A 17043-nucleotide genomic window follows, 5' to 3' on the forward strand; every position below is an offset into this window, starting at 1 on the left:
TGAAACAGTACACTAACCCGCATCGCGCTGCTCCCAAACAATCAATCGATCCGCGTACCAATCCGATCCCAGGCGATAATACCGTCCGCTCCCGAATCCCAATTCATCCAGACAAAAAACGCCTTGCCGACCACATTACGGTTCGGAACCGTTCCCCAGAAACGGCTGTCCCGGCTGTTGTCGCGGTTATCGCCCATGACGAAGTATTCGTCGTCGGGGACGGTGAAAGAAAAATCCCGATCCTGACGGTCCGGCCACACCAGGATCCGGTGCTCGTTTCCCGGCAATGCCTCTAGCCGCTCGCTGGCACCCGTCATCACGGCACCACCGCCGTTGCCGCTGTAAGGCCCCAAGGGTGTCTGCTCGGCCAACTCGCCGTTGATGTAAAGGACTTTTTCGCGGTACACCACTTCGTCGCCCGGCACCCCGACCACCCGTTTGATGTAGTCGATCCGCGGATTTTCCGGGTAGCGGAAGACGATGATATCGCCCCGCTCCGGATCGCCTAAATCAATGACTTCACTGTGCAATACCGGCAACCGCAACCCATAACTGAATTTGTTCACCAGAATAAAGTCACCGACCTCCAGCGTCGGCATCATCGAACCGGAAGGGATGCGAAACGGCTCCACCACAAAAGAGCGCACCACCAGCACCAACAGGATGATGGGAAAAAAGGAGCGGGCATATTCGACCAGTACCGGCTCCCGCTGCACCTTCTCACGGGTATTGGCGTCAAGGGTCTGTCCGGAGGACTCCAGCGCCGCCACCCGTTCCCGCCGCTTGGGTGCCAGTAGCAGCGCATCCAGGGCCCAGAGAAGGCCGGTAACCAGCGTGGCAACCACCAGAATGGTGGGAAAATCGATGTTCATTTATCCTTTCCTACATGCAGCACGGCAAAGAAGGCTTCTTGAGGAATCTCTACCGAGCCGACCTGTTTCATCCGCTTTTTGCCCGCTTTCTGTTTTTCCAGAAGCTTGCGCTTACGTGAGACATCGCCGCCGTAGCACTTGGCCGTCACATTCTTGCGCAACGCCTTGACCGTGGTGCGGGCAATAATGTGATTACCGATAGCGGCCTGAATGGCTACATCAAACATCTGCCGCGGGATCAGCTCACGCATGGTCTCCGCTAAATCACGCCCGCGCCATTGGGCCTGGTCGCGATGCACGATGAGCGCCAGCGCATCCACCCGCTCGCCGTTGATGAGAACATCCAGTTTAACCAGTTCTGCCATCTGGAAGCGCTTGAACTGATACTCGAATGACGCGAATCCGCGGCTGGAGGATTTCAGCCGATCGAAGAAGTCGAGCACCACCTCGTTTAATGGCAATTCGTAGGTTAGCGATATCTGTTTGCCCACAAACTGCATATTCTTCTGGACACCGCGCTTCTCCACACAGAGATTGATAACCGCACCCACATGCTCCTGTGGCACCAGAATGTTGGCCTCGATTACCGGTTCACGGATCTCTTCGATAAGGTTGGATTCCGGTAGTTCCGCGGGATTATCCACGTAGATCGTCTCGCCGGACTTTTTGAGTACCTCATAGATCACCGTCGGCGCGGTGGTAATCAAGTCCAGATCATACTCGCGTTCGAGTCGCTCCTGGATAATCTCCATGTGCAGCATGCCGAGAAAACCGCAACGGAACCCGAATCCAAGGGCCTGCGAAGTTTCCGGCTCATAGAAAAGGGCCGAATCGTTGAGACGCAGCTTACCGAGGGCATCGCGTAGATCTTCATAACTATCCGCGTTGATCGGGAACAGGCCCGCAAACACCCGTGGCTTGACCTCCTGAAACCCGGGCAGTCGCCCCTCGGCCGGACGATCGGTCGAGGTAAGGGTGTCGCCCACCGGAGCCCCGTCGATCTCCTTGATGCCGGCCACCACAAAGCCGACCTCTCCCACACTGAGTTCACCGGTATCTTTCATCTTGGGCGTAAAGATGCCGACCCGGTCCACCTGATGGCTGCGACCGGTCGCCATAACGGTGATCTTCTGCTTCTTTTTCAGGCTGCCCTGGACCACGCGTACCAGCGATACGACCCCCAGGTAGTTGTCAAACCAGGAATCGATGATCAGTGCCTGCAACGGCGCATCGATCTCACCCCGGGGGGGCGGAACACGGACCACGAGCTGTTCAAGCAGTTCATCAATGCCTTGACCAGTCTTGGCACTGACCAATACCGCATCGTGCGCCTCGATGCCGATGATCTCCTCGATCTCGTCGACAACCCGAGTGGCATCTGCAGCCGGCAGATCGATCTTGTTGAGCACCGGAACCACCTCGAGTCCCTGTTCGATGGCGGTGTAGCAGTTGCCCACGGTCTGGGCCTCGACGCCCTGGGAGGCGTCCACCACCAGCAGTGCCCCCTCGCAGGCAGCCAGGGAGCGCGAGACTTCGTAGGAGAAATCCACATGGCCCGGGGTATCGATAAAATTGAGGAGGTATTCCTCGCCGTTTTTCGCCTTGTAAACGAGAGAAACGCTCTGGGCCTTGATGGTGATGCCCCGCTCCCGCTCCAGATCCATCGAGTCGAGGACCTGTTCGGCCATTTCCCGGCTGGTCAACCCCCCGCAAACCTGTATGAACCGGTCTGCGATCGTCGACTTGCCGTGATCGATATGGGCGATGATGGAGAAATTTCGAATATGTTGGAGGTCGGTCACAATCTCAGCTTCGCGGTCGAATCCGCTCATCATAAAACAAAAAAGCGCCCGTGGGCGCCCCAGTAAACTTGCTAACCCGGCCTTGCCGGAGGCTGACTCGGCCCGTCATCCCCTTCAAACGGGAAACGGTCACCACTGCCAGCCCTGAATTCTATCAGGGAATCAACAGGCTGCGAAGTAGCGGTGCAGTACGTCGGGATCAAGGAAGTAGTGACAGAGTTCACCGTCGGGCCCGGCGAGTACCGGCACCCGTTCTCCATAGCGGCTTACGAGTTCCGGCGAGACATCGATATCGACCGCCTCGATCCGGAACCCGTACCGCTGTTGCAACGGCGCCAGTTCATACACCATCGCCTCACACAGTGAGCAGCCGCTACGCAGATAGGCCGTCAGTGTGACGGTAGCGCCCACTACTTCTCCGGCACCCGCAGGGCCAGGAACAGCGCTCCGCCATTTCGCTGCACCAGAACCGGGACCGACTTTCCGGCAGGTATCCCCTCGACCAGACGCCTGAACTGTTCGGGATCGGTCACTTCATCCCCGCCAATTCGGACGATGACATCACCGCGAAGAATGCCCGCATCGCGGGCGGCGCCCGCCTGCACCGATTCCACCAGAACGCCCTGATCCTTCGACAGCGAGAGCCGCTCCCGCTGCTCCGGCGTCGGTTCCGTCACAATCAGACCCAGCTTGTCCGTTTGCGCATCTGCTCCGGGTGCCGCCGGCTTCAGATCCCCTTCGGCAGGGAGTTCCCCGATGGTGACCTTGAGCTTGCGTTCGCGGCCCTCACGCAGGACCTTCGCCGTCACCGTATCGCCGACCCGGGTACTCCCGACCAGCGGCGGCAGATCCGAAGACCGCTCCAACGGCTGTCCGTTAAACTCGAGAACGACGTCCCCGGGCTGGAAACCCGCCTTTTCTGCCGGTGAATCCTCCAGCACCTTGGCCACCAGTGCGCCCACCGGGCGTTCCATATCAAAGGATTCTGCCAGATCCCGCGTCACATCCTGGATGAGAACGCCCAGCCAGCCACGCGTCACCTGCCCGTGCTCCTTGAGCTGCTTCACCACGTTCATCGCCACTTCGATGGGGATAGCGAACGAGAGTCCCATGAAACCGCCGGTACGGCTGTAGATCTGCGAATTCACGCCCACCACCTTGCCGTCGACGTTGAACAGGGGACCGCCCGAGTTGCCTGGATTGATCGCCACATCCGTCTGAATGAACGGCACATAACTTTCCGATGGCAGGCTGCGGCCCATTGCGCTAACCACGCCGACAGAGACCGAATGGTCGAAGCCGAACGGCGAGCCGATGGCCATGACCCATTCCCCCACCTTCAATTCATCCGCCGAGCCAAACTCGACGACCGGCAGGTCTTCGGCATCCACCTTCAGCAAGGCGATGTCACTGCGCGGGTCGGAACCTACCACTTCAGCGACCAGCTCCCGGCGGTCACTGAGTCGGACGATGATCTCATCCGCACCTTCGACGACATGGTTGTTGGTGATGATGTGTCCATCGCTGTCGATGATAAAGCCCGACCCCAGGGAACGGGCTTCAAACTCCCGTTCGGGCTGACCTCGCTCCCCATCGAAAAAGTGCCTGAAGAGGTCGCTCCAGGGGCCCTCCGGCATGCCGGGAATATTATCCGGCATATCCATTCCCGGCAGTGCCGGCTGCTTGCCTTTCTGGGTGGTACTGATATTGACTACCGCAGGTCCATTATTCGCCGCCAACTCCGTGAAAACCGGCAATTCGGCGGCCACAGCGCACCCGGCGGTTAGCAAGAAGGCAAAAGCCGTAATCCAGGTTAGGAAACGCGCGGTCGATCGATTTCTCATCCTGACTCCGATTTACTATTTATCGTTTTACGAAATTGACGTGGGACAGGCCCGCTTTCGCGGTGACTCGTACCGCCACGGCCTGGTAACGACGCTGACCGGCGGCACGACGACTGAAGCCCCGCAGCCAGAGCAGTCCCCCCCCAAAACCGAGGAGGCCCAGGGTAATAGCCCAGGCGTTGGTATTATCTGCACCCCATTGGGGTGCCAGGGTTTCTCCAAACAGCGCTGCCGCCATCATGGCCAGTAACGGAACGATGTAGACAGCCAACGAGCCGCGCAGCAACGCATCCTCCTGCAACCCCAAAATGATGGTGTCGCCGACGTCCGCGCCGATGGTATTTTCCACCCGAACCCGCTGTCGCCTGGCGCCCAGCACCTGTGCCAACGTACCGGTACCGCAACCTTTCACCGAACAGCCGCCGCAGCTGCTGCGGCGCTCGGTTTCCACCCAGGCATGGGTACCTTCCAGTTCGGCGACTATCCCGGTCTCCTCGATCATTGCGATTCCTTCCGGATCGAGCGCACTCCGTCTGCGATGCGTTCTGCCGCTGCCGCGGGCACTTCGCCAACCACGGTAACACGATGATGATCCACCATCTCCATTCGTGCGTTCAATGGTCCTTGACGCATTTTCGCCGGGCTGTGATTTTCATCCGTCGGCTCGATGAAGATCGAAACCGAAGCCAGTCCGTCAGTAAGTACCAGATGCTCGGCAGAGGGGGCGTCCTGAGCGGCCGACCTTCGCCGGTGTACGACCTTCTCGAATCCGGGAGGGGCGTTCTCCACCTTCCAGGTACTGTTCTCGACCTGCTCGCCGGTTTTATCGAGTTCCTGCCAATTCGACGTCACCGCGGAGGTCTCCGACTCCAGCATCCGCAGCGGGATTCGCTCGTGGACCTTAACCGAGGTAAAGACCACCTCCTCAATGACGCTTTCCCTTTCATCCAGGAGTTCGGCGCGCAGCAGCAGTCCCGAGTCGCCTGCGATCCAATAATTGTGGCCGTAGCGGAACTGGTCTTTCGGGCGGATTTTCACCTTGCGAGTGCCCAGATTCGCGACGCGTCCCTCGCCATCGAAAGTGATTTCGTAGAAGCGCTGCAGCGCCTGGAATTGTGAGGGCAGTCTCAGCGGAAGTGTACCCCGCTCTCCGGCCGGATCGATAAACAGCGAGGATTGCCCGGGGAGCAGACACGCCACCCGATTGCCCTCCCGTATCACCTCCCGCAGCGGGCCGCTCAACGCGATAAGGCGCTCTTTTCCTTTTTCTCCGCTGTGGATAATCCGCAAGGTCTGTAACGGCTGGTCGCCCGAGCGGTAGACAAACACCCCTTCATAGTCCAACTCCTGCGCCGAGCGTGACATGCGCTCCAGCCAGGCGATGGGATCCTGGGATTCCACGGCCGAAAGGGGAGTAAAAAAGAGGAAAAGCAGAACTGCCATGAAGGTTTTGGATTTCGCCATTGCAGTTACCGGTGGCTGACGATACGAACGTAGGGAAGCATACCGTGCATGCCGGGCGAAGCCGAAAATTCGCTGTGTTCCACCCAATAGTCGTCAAGCCCGGCGTCGAGCGGGGCTGGTGGGACCTGTGCCCCGGCCGAGGCGTGGGCCACTTGCGTCTGCTCGCCTGCTTCGGGCGTTCGGTTCAGTGTCTGGACACCGAGGATAGCCGCTGCGGTCACCGACGCGGCGACGGCCATACCGGTCGCCTGTCGCCAGTAATTCCCAATGGGGCCAAAACCCGGGCGAGGACGGACATTAAGCGCCGACTCACGGGCAATCTGACTCCTGACCCGATCAGCCATTCCTCTCGGATACGGCGATGGAAGATGGCCTCTCAGCGTGTCGCTGATGAGATGATAGCGTTCCCAGGCTTCGAGTTGCTCGCGCTCGCGCAGCTCTTCGAGAGCGCGGCGTACCCCGAGTTTATCCAACTCACCATCGGCAAGCGCCGATATCCTTTCACTCGCACTCTCTTGCATCAGTAACCCCCAAAACCGGTAGACTCAGGCCGTACCGCTTTTATTACGGTTCAAGCAGCGGTCGCAACTTCCTGTCAATAGCTTCCCTGGCTCGAAAGATACGTGACCGAACAGTACCAATCGGACACGACATGGCCTGAGCGATCTCTTCATAACTCAACCCTTCCATTTCCCTCAGGGTAATGGCTGAGCGCAGATCTTCAGGTAATTCATCGATCGCTTCATACACTGTACGCTCCAATTCGTCCCTGAGGGCCAGTCTTTCCGGCGAATCGCTCTCTTTAAGATTGAAGTGACCTTCGAATTGTTCCGCTTCACTGGCATCAATATCCGTATCGGGTGGGCGACGCCCCTGGGCAACCAGATAGTTCTTCGCCGTATTGATCGCTATCCGGTAGAGCCAGGTATAAAAAGCGCTTTCACCCCGAAACTTGTCGAGCGCCCTGTAGGCCTTCACAAAGGTTTCCTGAGCCACGTCGAGAACTTCGCTCTGATCGCGAACATAGCGGGAAATGAGCTTGACGATCTTATACTGGTACTTGCGCACCAGCACATCAAACGCCTGCTTGTCTCCGCGCTGAACCCTCTCGACCAATTCCTGATCGACGCTCTGCCGACCCATCAGGGTAACCCCATTGTGTGCAGGCCATTCCCTGGCATATGTGTGTTGGGACAATCCATGCCGCTGTTCAGTTCCTGCCGATAAACGGTGCCGTCCCGGGATTTTATGGATAATGGCATTCTATTTCCCTGCAGCTCGAAGGTGCCGCGCCCCAAGTACCTGCAGCGGGCATGGACGGGGACTGATAGTTCGCCGCGCGGGTTTTCGGTATAGTCGCCAAACATGATAGAACAACTCGGTTGCCATCGACCACCAGCGCTGCCGTCCCTAACGATATAGGGGTGTCCGCACTTTTTTTCAATGCTACCAATAAATTAGCTCCCCTCAATGGAACCGTCACTCCAGTACAATACCGACGTTCTGATCATCGGCAGCGGTGCCGCCGGACTTACTTTGGCCCTGCAGGCGGCCGAGTTCGCCCGTGTCACGGTTCTGGCCAAAGGGGGGCAGGATGAGGGGGCCACGCTCTATGCCCAGGGCGGGGTAGCCGCCGTCCTCGAGGAAGGCGACAACATCGAGTCACACGTAGAGGACACCCTGAATGCCGGGGCGGGTCTGTGCGACCCGGATGTGGTTCGATTTACTGCCGAAAACGGGCCGAATGCCATCCAGTGGCTGATTGATCTCGGCGTACCGTTCACCGCCAAGAGTGGTGGTGGCTATCATCTGACCCGGGAGGGTGGCCACAGTCAGCGCCGTATCATCCATGCAGCCGACGCCACCGGTCAGGCCATCGAAGGTACCCTGCTTGCGAAGGCCCGCAATCACCCGAACATCGACCTCCACCCGCACCGCATCGCCATTGACCTGGTCACCGCCTCGAAACTGGGCCAGGAGTCCGACCGAGTGCTAGGAGCCTATGTCCTCAATCGCCAGCGCAACCGGGTCGAGGCCTACCGCGCCCGCTCGGTCGTGCTGGCGACGGGCGGGGCCAGCAAGGTCTACCTTTATACCTCCAACCCTGACCTCTCCACCGGCGACGGTATCGCTATGGCCTGGCGCGCAGGGTGTCGGGTCGTCAATATGGAATTCAACCAGTTCCATCCCACCTGCCTGTATCACCCCAAAGCCAAATCGTTCCTCATCACCGAGGCGGTACGGGGCGAAGGGGGCAAGCTGCGGCTTCCCGATGGTAGCCGCTTCATGGAAGAGTTCGATCCGCGTGGCGAACTGGCCCCCAGGGACATCGTGGCGCGGGCCATCGATCATGAAATGAAACGCCTGGGTGCCGGTTGTGTTTACCTGGATATCAGTCACAAGTCTGCGGACTTCATCATCGACCACTTCCCGACGGTGTACGCCCGCTGCAAGGATTTCGGTTTTGATCTGACCCGCGAGGCGATACCGGTGGTACCGGCAGCCCATTACACCTGCGGTGGCGTAAAGACGGACATTCGCGGCCGCACCGATGTCCCCGGACTCTATGCTGTCGGCGAGACAGCGTTTACCGGCCTCCATGGCGCCAACCGCATGGCCAGCAACTCCCTGTTGGAATGCCTGGTATTTGCCCGCTCTGCTGCCGAAGACCTGCGCGAGGTGCTGGCTACTGCCGACCTTGCCGAGCCGCTGCCTCCCTGGGACGAAAGCCGCGTCACCGACTCCGACGAAGAGGTGGTGGTTTCTCATAACTGGGAGGAGTTGCGCCGCTTCATGTGGGATTACGTCGGTATCGTGCGCACCGACAAACGACTGCAGCGCGCCAAGCGCCGAGCCGATCTGCTTTCCAGTGAAATCGACGAGTACTATGGCAATTTCCGGGTCAGCAACGATCTGCTCGAGCTGCGCAACCTGGTGCAGGTCGCAGACCTTATTATCCGTTCAGCGACGGCCCGCAAAGAGAGCCGCGGGCTTCACTATACGCTCGATTACCCGAATCTCGATGACAGCAAACCGCCAGAAAACACCATCCTTGTCCCCCCTCGTCCGCGAAGGCACTAACTAAAGTCATTTCAATCGGCGGCAATTCACAGTAGAATTTCGCGTGGTGGGAAACGCCCCGTTCAAACGGGGCGAATCTCTCCTCCATCCGTGGGTATTTTTGGCGTGCGCCCATCATTTTCGGGCGCACGGTTTTTCCCCGCCGCAATCATTTCATCCTGTCCCCGGTCCACTCCTTCGGGACTGCACGGCCAAAGCACACTACTTCAGCTTCTGGATACCCAGAGCTTTCAGGATGTACTTCTCGAACAGCGGATCGCTGGAGCCCTTCTTCATCCTGCTGATGAAGTACTTCTCGAACGCCACCTTTGCCATGTGGACCCACTTGCCCTTCTTCATCCAGGAGACGTTTCGCGGCGGGATCTGCGGCATGGCCACAAAAGCGACGCCGGTTTCCCCCAGATCCGCCAGGCAGATGGCGTTCCAGGTCGCCTTTTGGTCGGGCTCCTTGCCGGCCAGTTCATTCTGGATATTTTTCACGGTGGCTGTGACCATCGACTCGATCATGTAACCGGTCTTGGGCGTACCGGTCGCTACCGGGGTTACCTCCACCGGCGGAATCGCGATGCACACCCCCACCGCGTAGATGTTCTTCCACTTTGGATTTTGCTGGTAGTCGTTGACCTTGACCAAACCGCGCGGATTAACCAGGTCTTCGCCAACTGCTGCCACGGCATCAACGCCCTTGAAGGCCGGCAGCAGCATGGAATAGTTGAAAGGCAGCTCATGCTCCTTGACTACTGCACCATCCTGGTCATGTTCGGCAACATACATCATGCCCTCTTCGACCCTGGTGACCTTGGCGTTGCAGATCCACTTGATGTGGACATTACGCAATTCCGATTCGAGCATCCCCTTGGAGTCACCGACCCCACCGAGGCCCAGGTGCCCGATATAGGGCTCGGACGTGACGAACGTCATCGGCACCCGGTCCCGTATCCTGCGCCGGCGCAGCTCGGTATCCATGATGAAGGCGTATTCATAAGCGGGACCGAAGCAGGATGCTCCCTGCACGGCACCGACCACGATGGGGCCGGGCTCGTTGATGAATGCCTTCCACTTTTCATACGCTTTTTCGGCGTGGTCCACGGTACAGATGGACTGTGTGTATCCACCCTCCGGGCCTGCCCCCTCAACCTCGTCGAAGGCCAGTTTCGGACCCGTCGCGATAACCAGGTAGTCATACTGAACCGTCTCACCGTCGGTCAGCACCAGCCGGTTTTCGTCAGGTTTGATTTCGGTGCACTTTTGCGCGATGAACTTGATGCCCTTTTTCGACAGATAGGGCTCGAGCGGAAACGAAATGTCCTCACGGGTACGCCAACCGACCCCAACCCAGGGATTGGAAGGCACAAAACTGAAGTGATCCGAGAGGTTGACGACGGTGATATCGTGCTCCCTACCGAGGGTATCGCGCGCGTCATAGGCTGCGGGAAGACCACCAGTGCTGGCGCCGAGGATGACGATGTGTGCCATATTCAGGGACTCCTCCAAAAAGCTTCCGGGTTCGGCCACGGCAGTGGTGTATCACTGATTTCTTATCGAGCCGATAAGGCAAAACCCCAAATATCGAATGTAGCAATTCGAAAACCTTATTGCCACTCAACCGCTAGCGACGACAATGCGCGGGAGCAGTGTCGAAGAATCGGGCCATCAGGCCCACGGAGATGTGTCTACAGCTTAGCCGATATCAAGAACTTACCTTGTTCGCCAGCATCGGATCAGAATGAGCAGGCATTTGCTCCGCACGCTGGTGCCGCACTGATTTATTCCCATCCACGGCCTGCTACAATAAGCGTCTTTCTGGCAGCCTGTCAGGATCGAACCTCTTCGCCGGCCGCCCCTCAAACCCGTTAATGTACATGCCCTACGTATCACCTCTTGCCCCCGAGCCGGCCCGACGGCCCGGCGAACAGACCCGCTGGGGCCGTCTCTATGGCAGTGCCATGGGGTTGGTCGTCTCTGCCACTGCGCGCCAGCACGACGGCATTGTCCTCGTGGTCACCTCCGACATGGGTGCCGCTTCACGCCTCGAACACGAGCTGCGTTTCTACAACGGGCCCGACGACGATGTGCCGGTATTCACCTTTCCGGACTGGGAGACACTGCCCTACGACAAATTTTCGCCTCACCAGGATATTGTCTCCGAACGGCTGACGATTCTTCACCAGTTGCCGGAACTGGATCGAGGCGTACTGATCGTACCCATCTCCACGCTTATGCACCGACTACCGCCACGGGAATTCGTGCAGAGCCGTACTTTGGTCCTGGATGTGGGTGACACCATCAATATCGACTCGATGCGCAGACGTCTGGAGGAGAGCGGCTATCGCTGCGTCTCCCAGGCGATGGAGCATGGTGAATTTGCCGTCCGGGGGAGTCTGCTGGACCTCTATCCGATGGGGAGTCGGCTGCCTTACCGTATTGAGCTGTTCGACGATGAGGTCGAGACCATTCGCACGTACGATCCGGAGGATCAGCGCTCCATCGACAAGGTCGACCGGGTCCGTCTGTTGTCTGCTCGTGAATTTCCCCTGGACGAAACGGGGATTCGGCAATTTCGAGAGGCCTATCGGGCCGCTTTTGAAGGTGATCCGAAAAAGAGCGTGGTCTACCGTGATGTCAGCCAGGGGATCGCCCCGCCGGGCATCGAGTATTACCTTCCGCTATTTTTCGGGCACACGGAAAGTCTCTTCGATTATCTCCCCGGCAATGCCCTGCTACTGACCACCAAGGCGGTGGATGAGGGTATCGAGAGTTTCCGGCAGGAGACGCAGGACCGCTATGAACTGAGCCGCTACAACCTCGACTACCCACCCCTGGAGCCGAATCGGGTATTCCTCGAAGTCCCCGAAACCTTCGGCCAGCTCAAGCGCCTGCCCCGCACCCGACTGCAGCCGTTCGAGATCACGGAGGGCGAACGTGGTATCAATTACGCCACCGAGGCACCTCCGAGTCTCACCTTTGATATCCGCACCGAGCATCCGACCGATCGTCTGATGCAGTTCGTCAACGGATTCCCGGGGCGGGTGCTGTTCAGTGCCGAATCCCCGGGCCGTCGTGAAACCCTGCTGGAAATGCTGCGGGGCTGCGGACTGCATCCGGTAGCAGTCGAGAGCTGGCGCGAGTTCATGGAGGCCGACCAGCCAGTCGGCATGCTGGTCACACCGCTGGAAAATGGGCTGGTGGTGGACGATCCGGCCATCGCGGTCATTGCCGAGCCACAACTCTATGGCGAACACGTGGTGCAACGGCGTCGGCGTAACCGGAGCCGGGCCCGCGATGCCGATGCCGTGGTACGCCACCTGGCGGAACTCCAGGTCGGCGCACCGGTCGTGCATGAGGACCACGGCGTGGGTCGCTATACGGGACTGCAGACGCTCGACATCGGGGGCGTAGAAGCCGAATTCCTCACCCTGGAATACGCCGGCAACGACAAGCTTTATGTGCCTGTCTCCTCCCTTCACCTGATCAGCCGCTACACCGGTGTGTCGCCGGAGACGGCGCCCCTGCACAAACTGGGCAGCGGCCAGTGGGAAAAGGCCAGGCGCAGAGCCTCGGAGAAGGTTCGCGATGTGGCGGCGGAACTGCTGGATATCTATGCGCGCCGGGCGGCCCGACAGGGCGTCGCCTATCCGCTGGACCGAAGCCAGTACGGCGCTTTTGCCGCGAGTTTTCCGTTCGAGGAGACCCCCGATCAGCAGGATGCAATCGATGCAGTCATCGCGGACATGGTCTCCCCACAACCGATGGATCGCCTCATCTGCGGCGATGTCGGCTTCGGCAAGACGGAGGTGGCGATGCGAGCCGCCTTCACTGCCGTCATGGGAGGCAAGCAGGTGGCCGTCCTGGTGCCGACCACGCTACTGGCCGAGCAGCATTTCCAGAACTTTCGCGATCGCTTCGCCGACTGGCCGGTCCAGATTGAAACCCTGTCGCGCTTTCGCTCCAAAAAGGAGCAGGACCAGGCGATAGTCGGCCTCGAAAAGGGCCGGATCGATATTGTAATCGGCACCCACAAGCTCCTTCAGCCGACGATCCGCTACAAGGACCTGGGGCTGGTTATCATCGATGAGGAGCACCGGTTCGGCGTGCGTCAGAAGGACAAGTTCAAGGCCCTGCGCTCGGAAGTCGACGTACTGACGCTGACTGCGACTCCGATTCCTCGCACCCTCAACCTGGCCCTCGGCGGCATGCGCGAGCTCTCCGTCATTGCCAGCCCGCCCGCCCGGCGACTGGCCGTCAAGACCTTCGTTAATGACTGGAACACCGGCCTCATCAAGGAAGCCTGTCTACGCGAGATCCGCCGCGGCGGTCAGGTCTATTTCCTTCATAACGACGTCGACAGCATCGGTCGCATGGCTCGCGAACTACAGGAACTGGTGCCGGAGGCCACGGTCGAGGTGGCTCACGGCCAGATGCGGGAGCGGGAACTCGAACGGGTCATGTCGGATTTCTACCACCAGCGTTTCAACATCCTGGTGTGTACCACCATCATCGAGACCGGGATCGACATACCGACGGCCAATACCATCATCATCAACCGCGCCGATCGCTTCGGAGTGGCACAGCTCTACCAATTGCGCGGTCGGGTCGGTCGCTCTCACCACCGCGCCTATGCCTACCTGTTCATTCCCTCACGACAGGCCATTACGCCGGATGCGGCGAAACGACTGGAGGCGGTGGAGTCCATCGAGGAGCTGGGTACCGGATTTACGCTTGCTACCCATGACCTGGAGATCCGCGGCGCCGGCGAACTGTTGGGTGACGAGCAGAGCGGTCAGATGCAGGAAATCGGATTCACGCTCTACTCGGAACTGCTGGAACGGGCGGTGAAGGCCCTGAAGGAGGGCAAGGAACCGGATCTCGACAAGTCGCTGCACCAGGGTACCGAGATCGAGCTCGGCACCCCGGCTCTCATTCCGGATGACTACCTGCCCGATGTGCACAGTCGCCTGATGCTCTACAAGCGCATTGCCAGTGCGGCGGACAGTGATGAACTCCGGGAGCTTCAGGTCGAGATGATCGACCGCTTCGGCCTGCTGCCGGAACCGACAAAGACTTTGTTCCGAATTACAGAGCTGAAACTTAAGGCAAGCCCGCTCGGTATCATCAAGATCGAATTCGGCGAAGCCGGCGGACGGTTGATCTTCGCCGCGGAGCCGAATGTGGACCCGATGCGGATCATCACACTCGTGCAAAACGAGCCCGACACGTATCGCTTCGAGGGTGGCGAACGGCTGCGAATCATGCGTTCGATGCCCGACGTCGAGGACCGAGTCGAACAGCTCGAACGGCTACTCAAGCACCTCTCTGCATAGTGTACTGTTGCATGCTTGGCGGTGCTTTCAGCGAGTCGCTGGCCGGCCAGATGCAAGGCGCGTTTTGAAGGGAATGGCGCGCCCTTTCCAAGAAACGCAACGCTGCAGATGGCCGGCCAGCGGTTCGCCCGAAGGGAGCCCCCCCAAAAACGCCATGACGGCGTTGCGGACTCCATCCCTGGAGTCCGCCCTTCGGGCCAGCCTTCGGCTGTCCGAATCCGCTCCCGGCGGATTCGTGCAGCGCTTGACAAGGGAATAACCATTGCCTGCGTGCTGCGCCTTGTCCTGACGTTTTTGGCGGGCTCTGAAAGTATCGCCAAGCATGCAACAGTACACCAGAGGTATTCTCTTGCCCGGAGGGACAACACCCCGCAGCCTATTGCGTGACGGAGTTATCGCCCCTGCCGGTTCCAACAGGTGAAACCGGAGGATGGAATGCTAAACTACCGACCTTCCCCCGAAAACGAGTCGAATAATGCGTGGAATCCTGTTCATTTTGCTCGCCACCCTGATCGCCGCCCCGGTTGCCGCGGCTGATCGTGAGGAGGTGCGTTGGTACGATGTTGAGCTGATCATCTTCACCCCGGGTGAGGATCGCTTCCTGGATGCCGAGGCCTGGCCTGAAGCACCCCGATTGCCGGAGACCGAAGAGGCCCGCTTGCCGGGGGAACCAATAGGGGCGCAAGAAATCGAAGCGTTTCAGATCCTCACGCCCGACGAGCTACAACTGGCCGGTGCCTACCGCCGACTGCAGGACTCATCGCAATTTGAACCACTGGTTCATATCGGCTGGCGCCAACCCGGACTGAACAAAAACGAAGCCCTGCCGGTACGCATCACGCTGGATGCCAATGGCCAGCTTTTGACCGGTGAACGAACCCCATCCACAGCAGCACGCGGGGCACTGAGTCAGCAGGCCGACTTACCCCGTCTGGATGGGACAGTGACGGTTGTCCTGTCGCGCTACCTGCACTTGAACACCGATCTGGTCTACCGCATCGAAGCCGATAGTGCCATGCCGGGTGGCATGTTCGGAGAGCCGTCGACGCAGGATCCGGCCATCATCAATCTCAGCACACGGGGGCGGTCGGATGAAGTGAGAAGCCGAGAACAATCACTTGCGCCCGATACGGAGCCTTTCGCGAGAGGACCCCGCTACCTGGAGTTTGTGGTAAACGACTCCCGCCGGATGCGCAGCAGAGAGTTGCATTATGTCGACCACCCGGTTTTGGGGGTCATCGCGCTGATTACACCGTATGAGGCCCCTTGATGGGACTTGAAACAACGCGCTGGCGTCAACAGCGCGGCACCGCCGTCTCCAGCAGGCGGCGGACACTCTCCATGCCGCTCATCAAATGCTGCTCGATTGCGGCCATGGTGATTTCGCCCTCTCCCCGGCCTGCGGCCACATTGGCAACCACCGCAATCGAGGCGTAGCAAAGATCCAGTTCGCGGGCCAGCGCAGCTTCGGGCATTCCGGTCATGCCCACCATGTCGCAGCCATCCCGCTCCAGCCGGTCGATTTCCGCACGGGTCTCCAGACGCGGGCCCTGAGTGGCACCGTAAGTTCCTTCGCCTGCCGCATCGATTCCGACATCCTCGGCCACCTCCAGCAGGAGCTGCCGCAGTTCGCTACAGTACGGCTCTGTGAAATCGATATGGGTTACGTGCGTGAGCCCCTCTTCGAAATAGGTGTTCACCCGCGACCAGGTGTAGTCGATGATCTGATCCGGAAAGGCCAGCCGGCCAGGCGTCAAATCGGCACGGATCCCCCCGATGGCGTTTACCGCAATCACCTTTTCGGCCCCGTTCTCCCTAAGGGCCCAAAGGTTGGCCCGATAGTTGATTTTGTGGGGCGGGATGGTGTGACCCGAGCCGTGACGCGGCAAAAACATCACCTCGTTGCCTGCCAGCTCCCCATGCACCAGAGGTCCCGATGGTTCGCCATAGGGGGTATGACTGACCTCGCGCTTGACGATCTCCAGTCCTTTCAGGGATGTCAGACCGGTACCACCGATAATCGCCAGTTTTGCCACTTAAGCCTCCCGCTTCACTGCGAAAATTCCCGGAGCATTTCGCAAGTAACTCTTGTAATCCATGCCATAACCGAAAACATAGCGGTCTTCCACTTCGAGCCCAATGTAGTCGGCCTTCAGTCCATTCTTCCGCTCATGCCGTTTCTCGACCAGCACAGCACTATAGACCTCAGCCGCGCCCGCCCGCCGACATTCGTCGATTATGGCCGCCAGGGTAATCCCCTCATCAAGAATATCATCGACCACCAGCACGACACGTCCCGACAGGGGCGTGGCCGGACGTACGATCCAGTCCAGCTCTGCTCCGCTGGTATTGCCCTGGTAGCGGGTGGCATGGACATAGTCGATGTGCAGGGGGAAGTCGAGCCGCGGCAACAGATTACCGGTCGGTATCAGCGCACCGGTCAGTACACAGAGGATCAGTGGATTGCGGTCGTGCAGCCGCTCGGTGATTTCGCCCGCCATGCGATCCACGGCGGCTTCCACTTGCTCGAGAGTGTAGAGGCAATCGGCTTCACGGTATACGCGTTCCGCTTCTGCTGGAGTTACGGGCATGGGCAGCGATGAATCTCTGTCAGTGAATCAACACGAAAACGGCGAGTATATGCCGCGCCGCATTCAAA

Annotated in this window: 14 protein-coding genes; 3 read left to right on the forward strand and 11 right to left on the reverse strand. The window is 59.3% G+C overall.

Annotation, left to right across the window (positions count from 1 at the left end; genetic code table 11):
• Positions 1-41: 41 nt before the first annotated feature.
• From lepB to rpoE, 8 genes are all read right to left on the reverse strand, one after another.
• Positions 42-872 carry a signal peptidase I gene (gene lepB, locus BLP65_RS09280; RefSeq protein WP_092995853.1) on the reverse strand — a complete coding sequence of 277 codons (831 nt, stop codon included), beginning with the start codon at positions 870-872 and terminating at the stop codon, positions 42-44.
• Positions 869-2674 carry a translation elongation factor 4 gene (gene lepA, locus BLP65_RS09285; protein WP_092996305.1) on the reverse strand — a complete coding sequence of 602 codons (1806 nt, stop codon included), beginning with the start codon at positions 2672-2674 and terminating at the stop codon, positions 869-871. The genes lepB and lepA overlap by 4 nt, the downstream gene beginning before the upstream one ends.
• Positions 2675-2836: 162 nt before the next feature.
• Positions 2837-3085: a glutaredoxin family protein gene (locus tag BLP65_RS09290; RefSeq protein WP_281180197.1), complete on the reverse strand. Its 249-nt coding sequence runs from the start codon at positions 3083-3085 to the stop codon at positions 2837-2839.
• Positions 3085-4518, reverse strand: coding sequence for a DegQ family serine endoprotease (locus BLP65_RS09295; protein ID WP_092995855.1), 1434 nt, complete (start codon positions 4516-4518; stop codon positions 3085-3087). The genes BLP65_RS09290 and BLP65_RS09295 overlap by 1 nt, the downstream gene beginning before the upstream one ends.
• A 19-nt stretch (positions 4519-4537) precedes the next feature.
• Positions 4538-5020 (reverse strand): SoxR reducing system RseC family protein, encoded by a 483-nt coding sequence (locus BLP65_RS09300; protein ID WP_092995858.1) that lies wholly within the window; start codon positions 5018-5020, stop codon positions 4538-4540.
• Positions 5017-5982, reverse strand: a complete 966-nt coding sequence (locus BLP65_RS09305; protein WP_092995861.1) for a MucB/RseB C-terminal domain-containing protein — start codon at positions 5980-5982, stop codon at positions 5017-5019. Before BLP65_RS09305 ends, BLP65_RS09300 begins: the two co-directional genes overlap by 4 nt.
• A gap of 5 nt (positions 5983-5987) precedes the next feature.
• Positions 5988-6503: a sigma-E factor negative regulatory protein gene (locus BLP65_RS09310; protein WP_092995864.1), complete on the reverse strand. Its 516-nt coding sequence runs from the start codon at positions 6501-6503 to the stop codon at positions 5988-5990.
• Positions 6504-6546: 43 nt separating this feature from the next.
• Entirely contained in the window at positions 6547-7125 is a 579-nt protein-coding gene (gene rpoE / locus BLP65_RS09315; protein ID WP_092995867.1) for an RNA polymerase sigma factor RpoE, read from the reverse strand.
• Positions 7126-7452: 327 nt separating this feature from the next.
• On the opposite strand from rpoE, the gene nadB reads away from it, so the two are divergent.
• Positions 7453-9063, forward strand: a complete 1611-nt coding sequence (nadB, locus tag BLP65_RS09320; RefSeq protein ID WP_092995870.1) for an L-aspartate oxidase — start codon at positions 7453-7455, stop codon at positions 9061-9063.
• A gap of 201 nt (positions 9064-9264) precedes the next feature.
• Here the strand turns inward: nadB and BLP65_RS09325 are convergent, their stop codons facing one another.
• A complete protein-coding gene (locus tag BLP65_RS09325; RefSeq protein ID WP_092996311.1) occupies positions 9265-10539 on the reverse strand; it encodes an NAD(P)/FAD-dependent oxidoreductase in 1275 nt (424 codons plus the stop codon).
• A 386-nt stretch (positions 10540-10925) separates the two neighbouring features.
• Between BLP65_RS09325 and mfd the strand changes: the two genes are divergently transcribed.
• Positions 10926-14384, forward strand: coding sequence for a transcription-repair coupling factor (gene mfd / locus BLP65_RS09330; protein ID WP_092996314.1), 3459 nt, complete (start codon positions 10926-10928; stop codon positions 14382-14384).
• Positions 14385-14859: 475 nt separating this feature from the next.
• Entirely contained in the window at positions 14860-15654 is a 795-nt protein-coding gene (locus tag BLP65_RS09335; RefSeq protein ID WP_092995873.1) for a CsiV family protein, read from the forward strand.
• Between the two features lie 25 nt (positions 15655-15679).
• On the opposite strand, the gene BLP65_RS09340 is transcribed toward BLP65_RS09335, so the two are convergent.
• Positions 15680-16420 (reverse strand): S-methyl-5'-thioinosine phosphorylase, encoded by a 741-nt coding sequence (locus BLP65_RS09340; RefSeq protein ID WP_092995875.1) that lies wholly within the window; start codon positions 16418-16420, stop codon positions 15680-15682.
• Positions 16421-16975, reverse strand: a complete 555-nt coding sequence (locus BLP65_RS09345; protein ID WP_092995878.1) for a hypoxanthine-guanine phosphoribosyltransferase — start codon at positions 16973-16975, stop codon at positions 16421-16423. It abuts the gene before it with no gap.
• Between the last annotated feature and the right edge of the window lie 68 nt (positions 16976-17043).

Origin of the sequence: Thiohalomonas denitrificans (assembly GCF_900102855.1) — a bacterium.
Lineage (GTDB): Bacteria > Pseudomonadota > Gammaproteobacteria > Thiohalomonadales > Thiohalomonadaceae > Thiohalomonas > Thiohalomonas denitrificans.

Bases quoted from the DNA above. Each gene is read 5' to 3' on its own strand.
- rpoE (WP_092995867.1), bottom strand. From the start codon at position 7,125: ATGGGTCGGCAGAGCGTCGATCAGGAATTGGTCGAGAGGGTTCAGCGC.
- mfd (WP_092996314.1), top strand. From the start codon at position 10,926: ATGCCCTACGTATCACCTCTTGCCCCCGAGCCGGCCCGACGGCCCGGC.
- BLP65_RS09310 (WP_092995864.1), bottom strand. From the start codon at position 6,503: ATGCAAGAGAGTGCGAGTGAAAGGATATCGGCGCTTGCCGATGGTGAG.
- BLP65_RS09305 (WP_092995861.1), bottom strand. From the start codon at position 5,982: ATGGCGAAATCCAAAACCTTCATGGCAGTTCTGCTTTTCCTCTTTTTT.
- lepB (WP_092995853.1), bottom strand. From the start codon at position 872: ATGAACATCGATTTTCCCACCATTCTGGTGGTTGCCACGCTGGTTACC.
- BLP65_RS09335 (WP_092995873.1), top strand. From the start codon at position 14,860: ATGCGTGGAATCCTGTTCATTTTGCTCGCCACCCTGATCGCCGCCCCG.
- BLP65_RS09295 (WP_092995855.1), bottom strand. From the start codon at position 4,518: ATGAGAAATCGATCGACCGCGCGTTTCCTAACCTGGATTACGGCTTTT.
- BLP65_RS09325 (WP_092996311.1), bottom strand. From the start codon at position 10,539: ATGGCACACATCGTCATCCTCGGCGCCAGCACTGGTGGTCTTCCCGCA.
- BLP65_RS09300 (WP_092995858.1), bottom strand. From the start codon at position 5,020: ATGATCGAGGAGACCGGGATAGTCGCCGAACTGGAAGGTACCCATGCC.
- BLP65_RS09345 (WP_092995878.1), bottom strand. From the start codon at position 16,975: ATGCCCGTAACTCCAGCAGAAGCGGAACGCGTATACCGTGAAGCCGAT.
- nadB (WP_092995870.1), top strand. From the start codon at position 7,453: ATGGAACCGTCACTCCAGTACAATACCGACGTTCTGATCATCGGCAGC.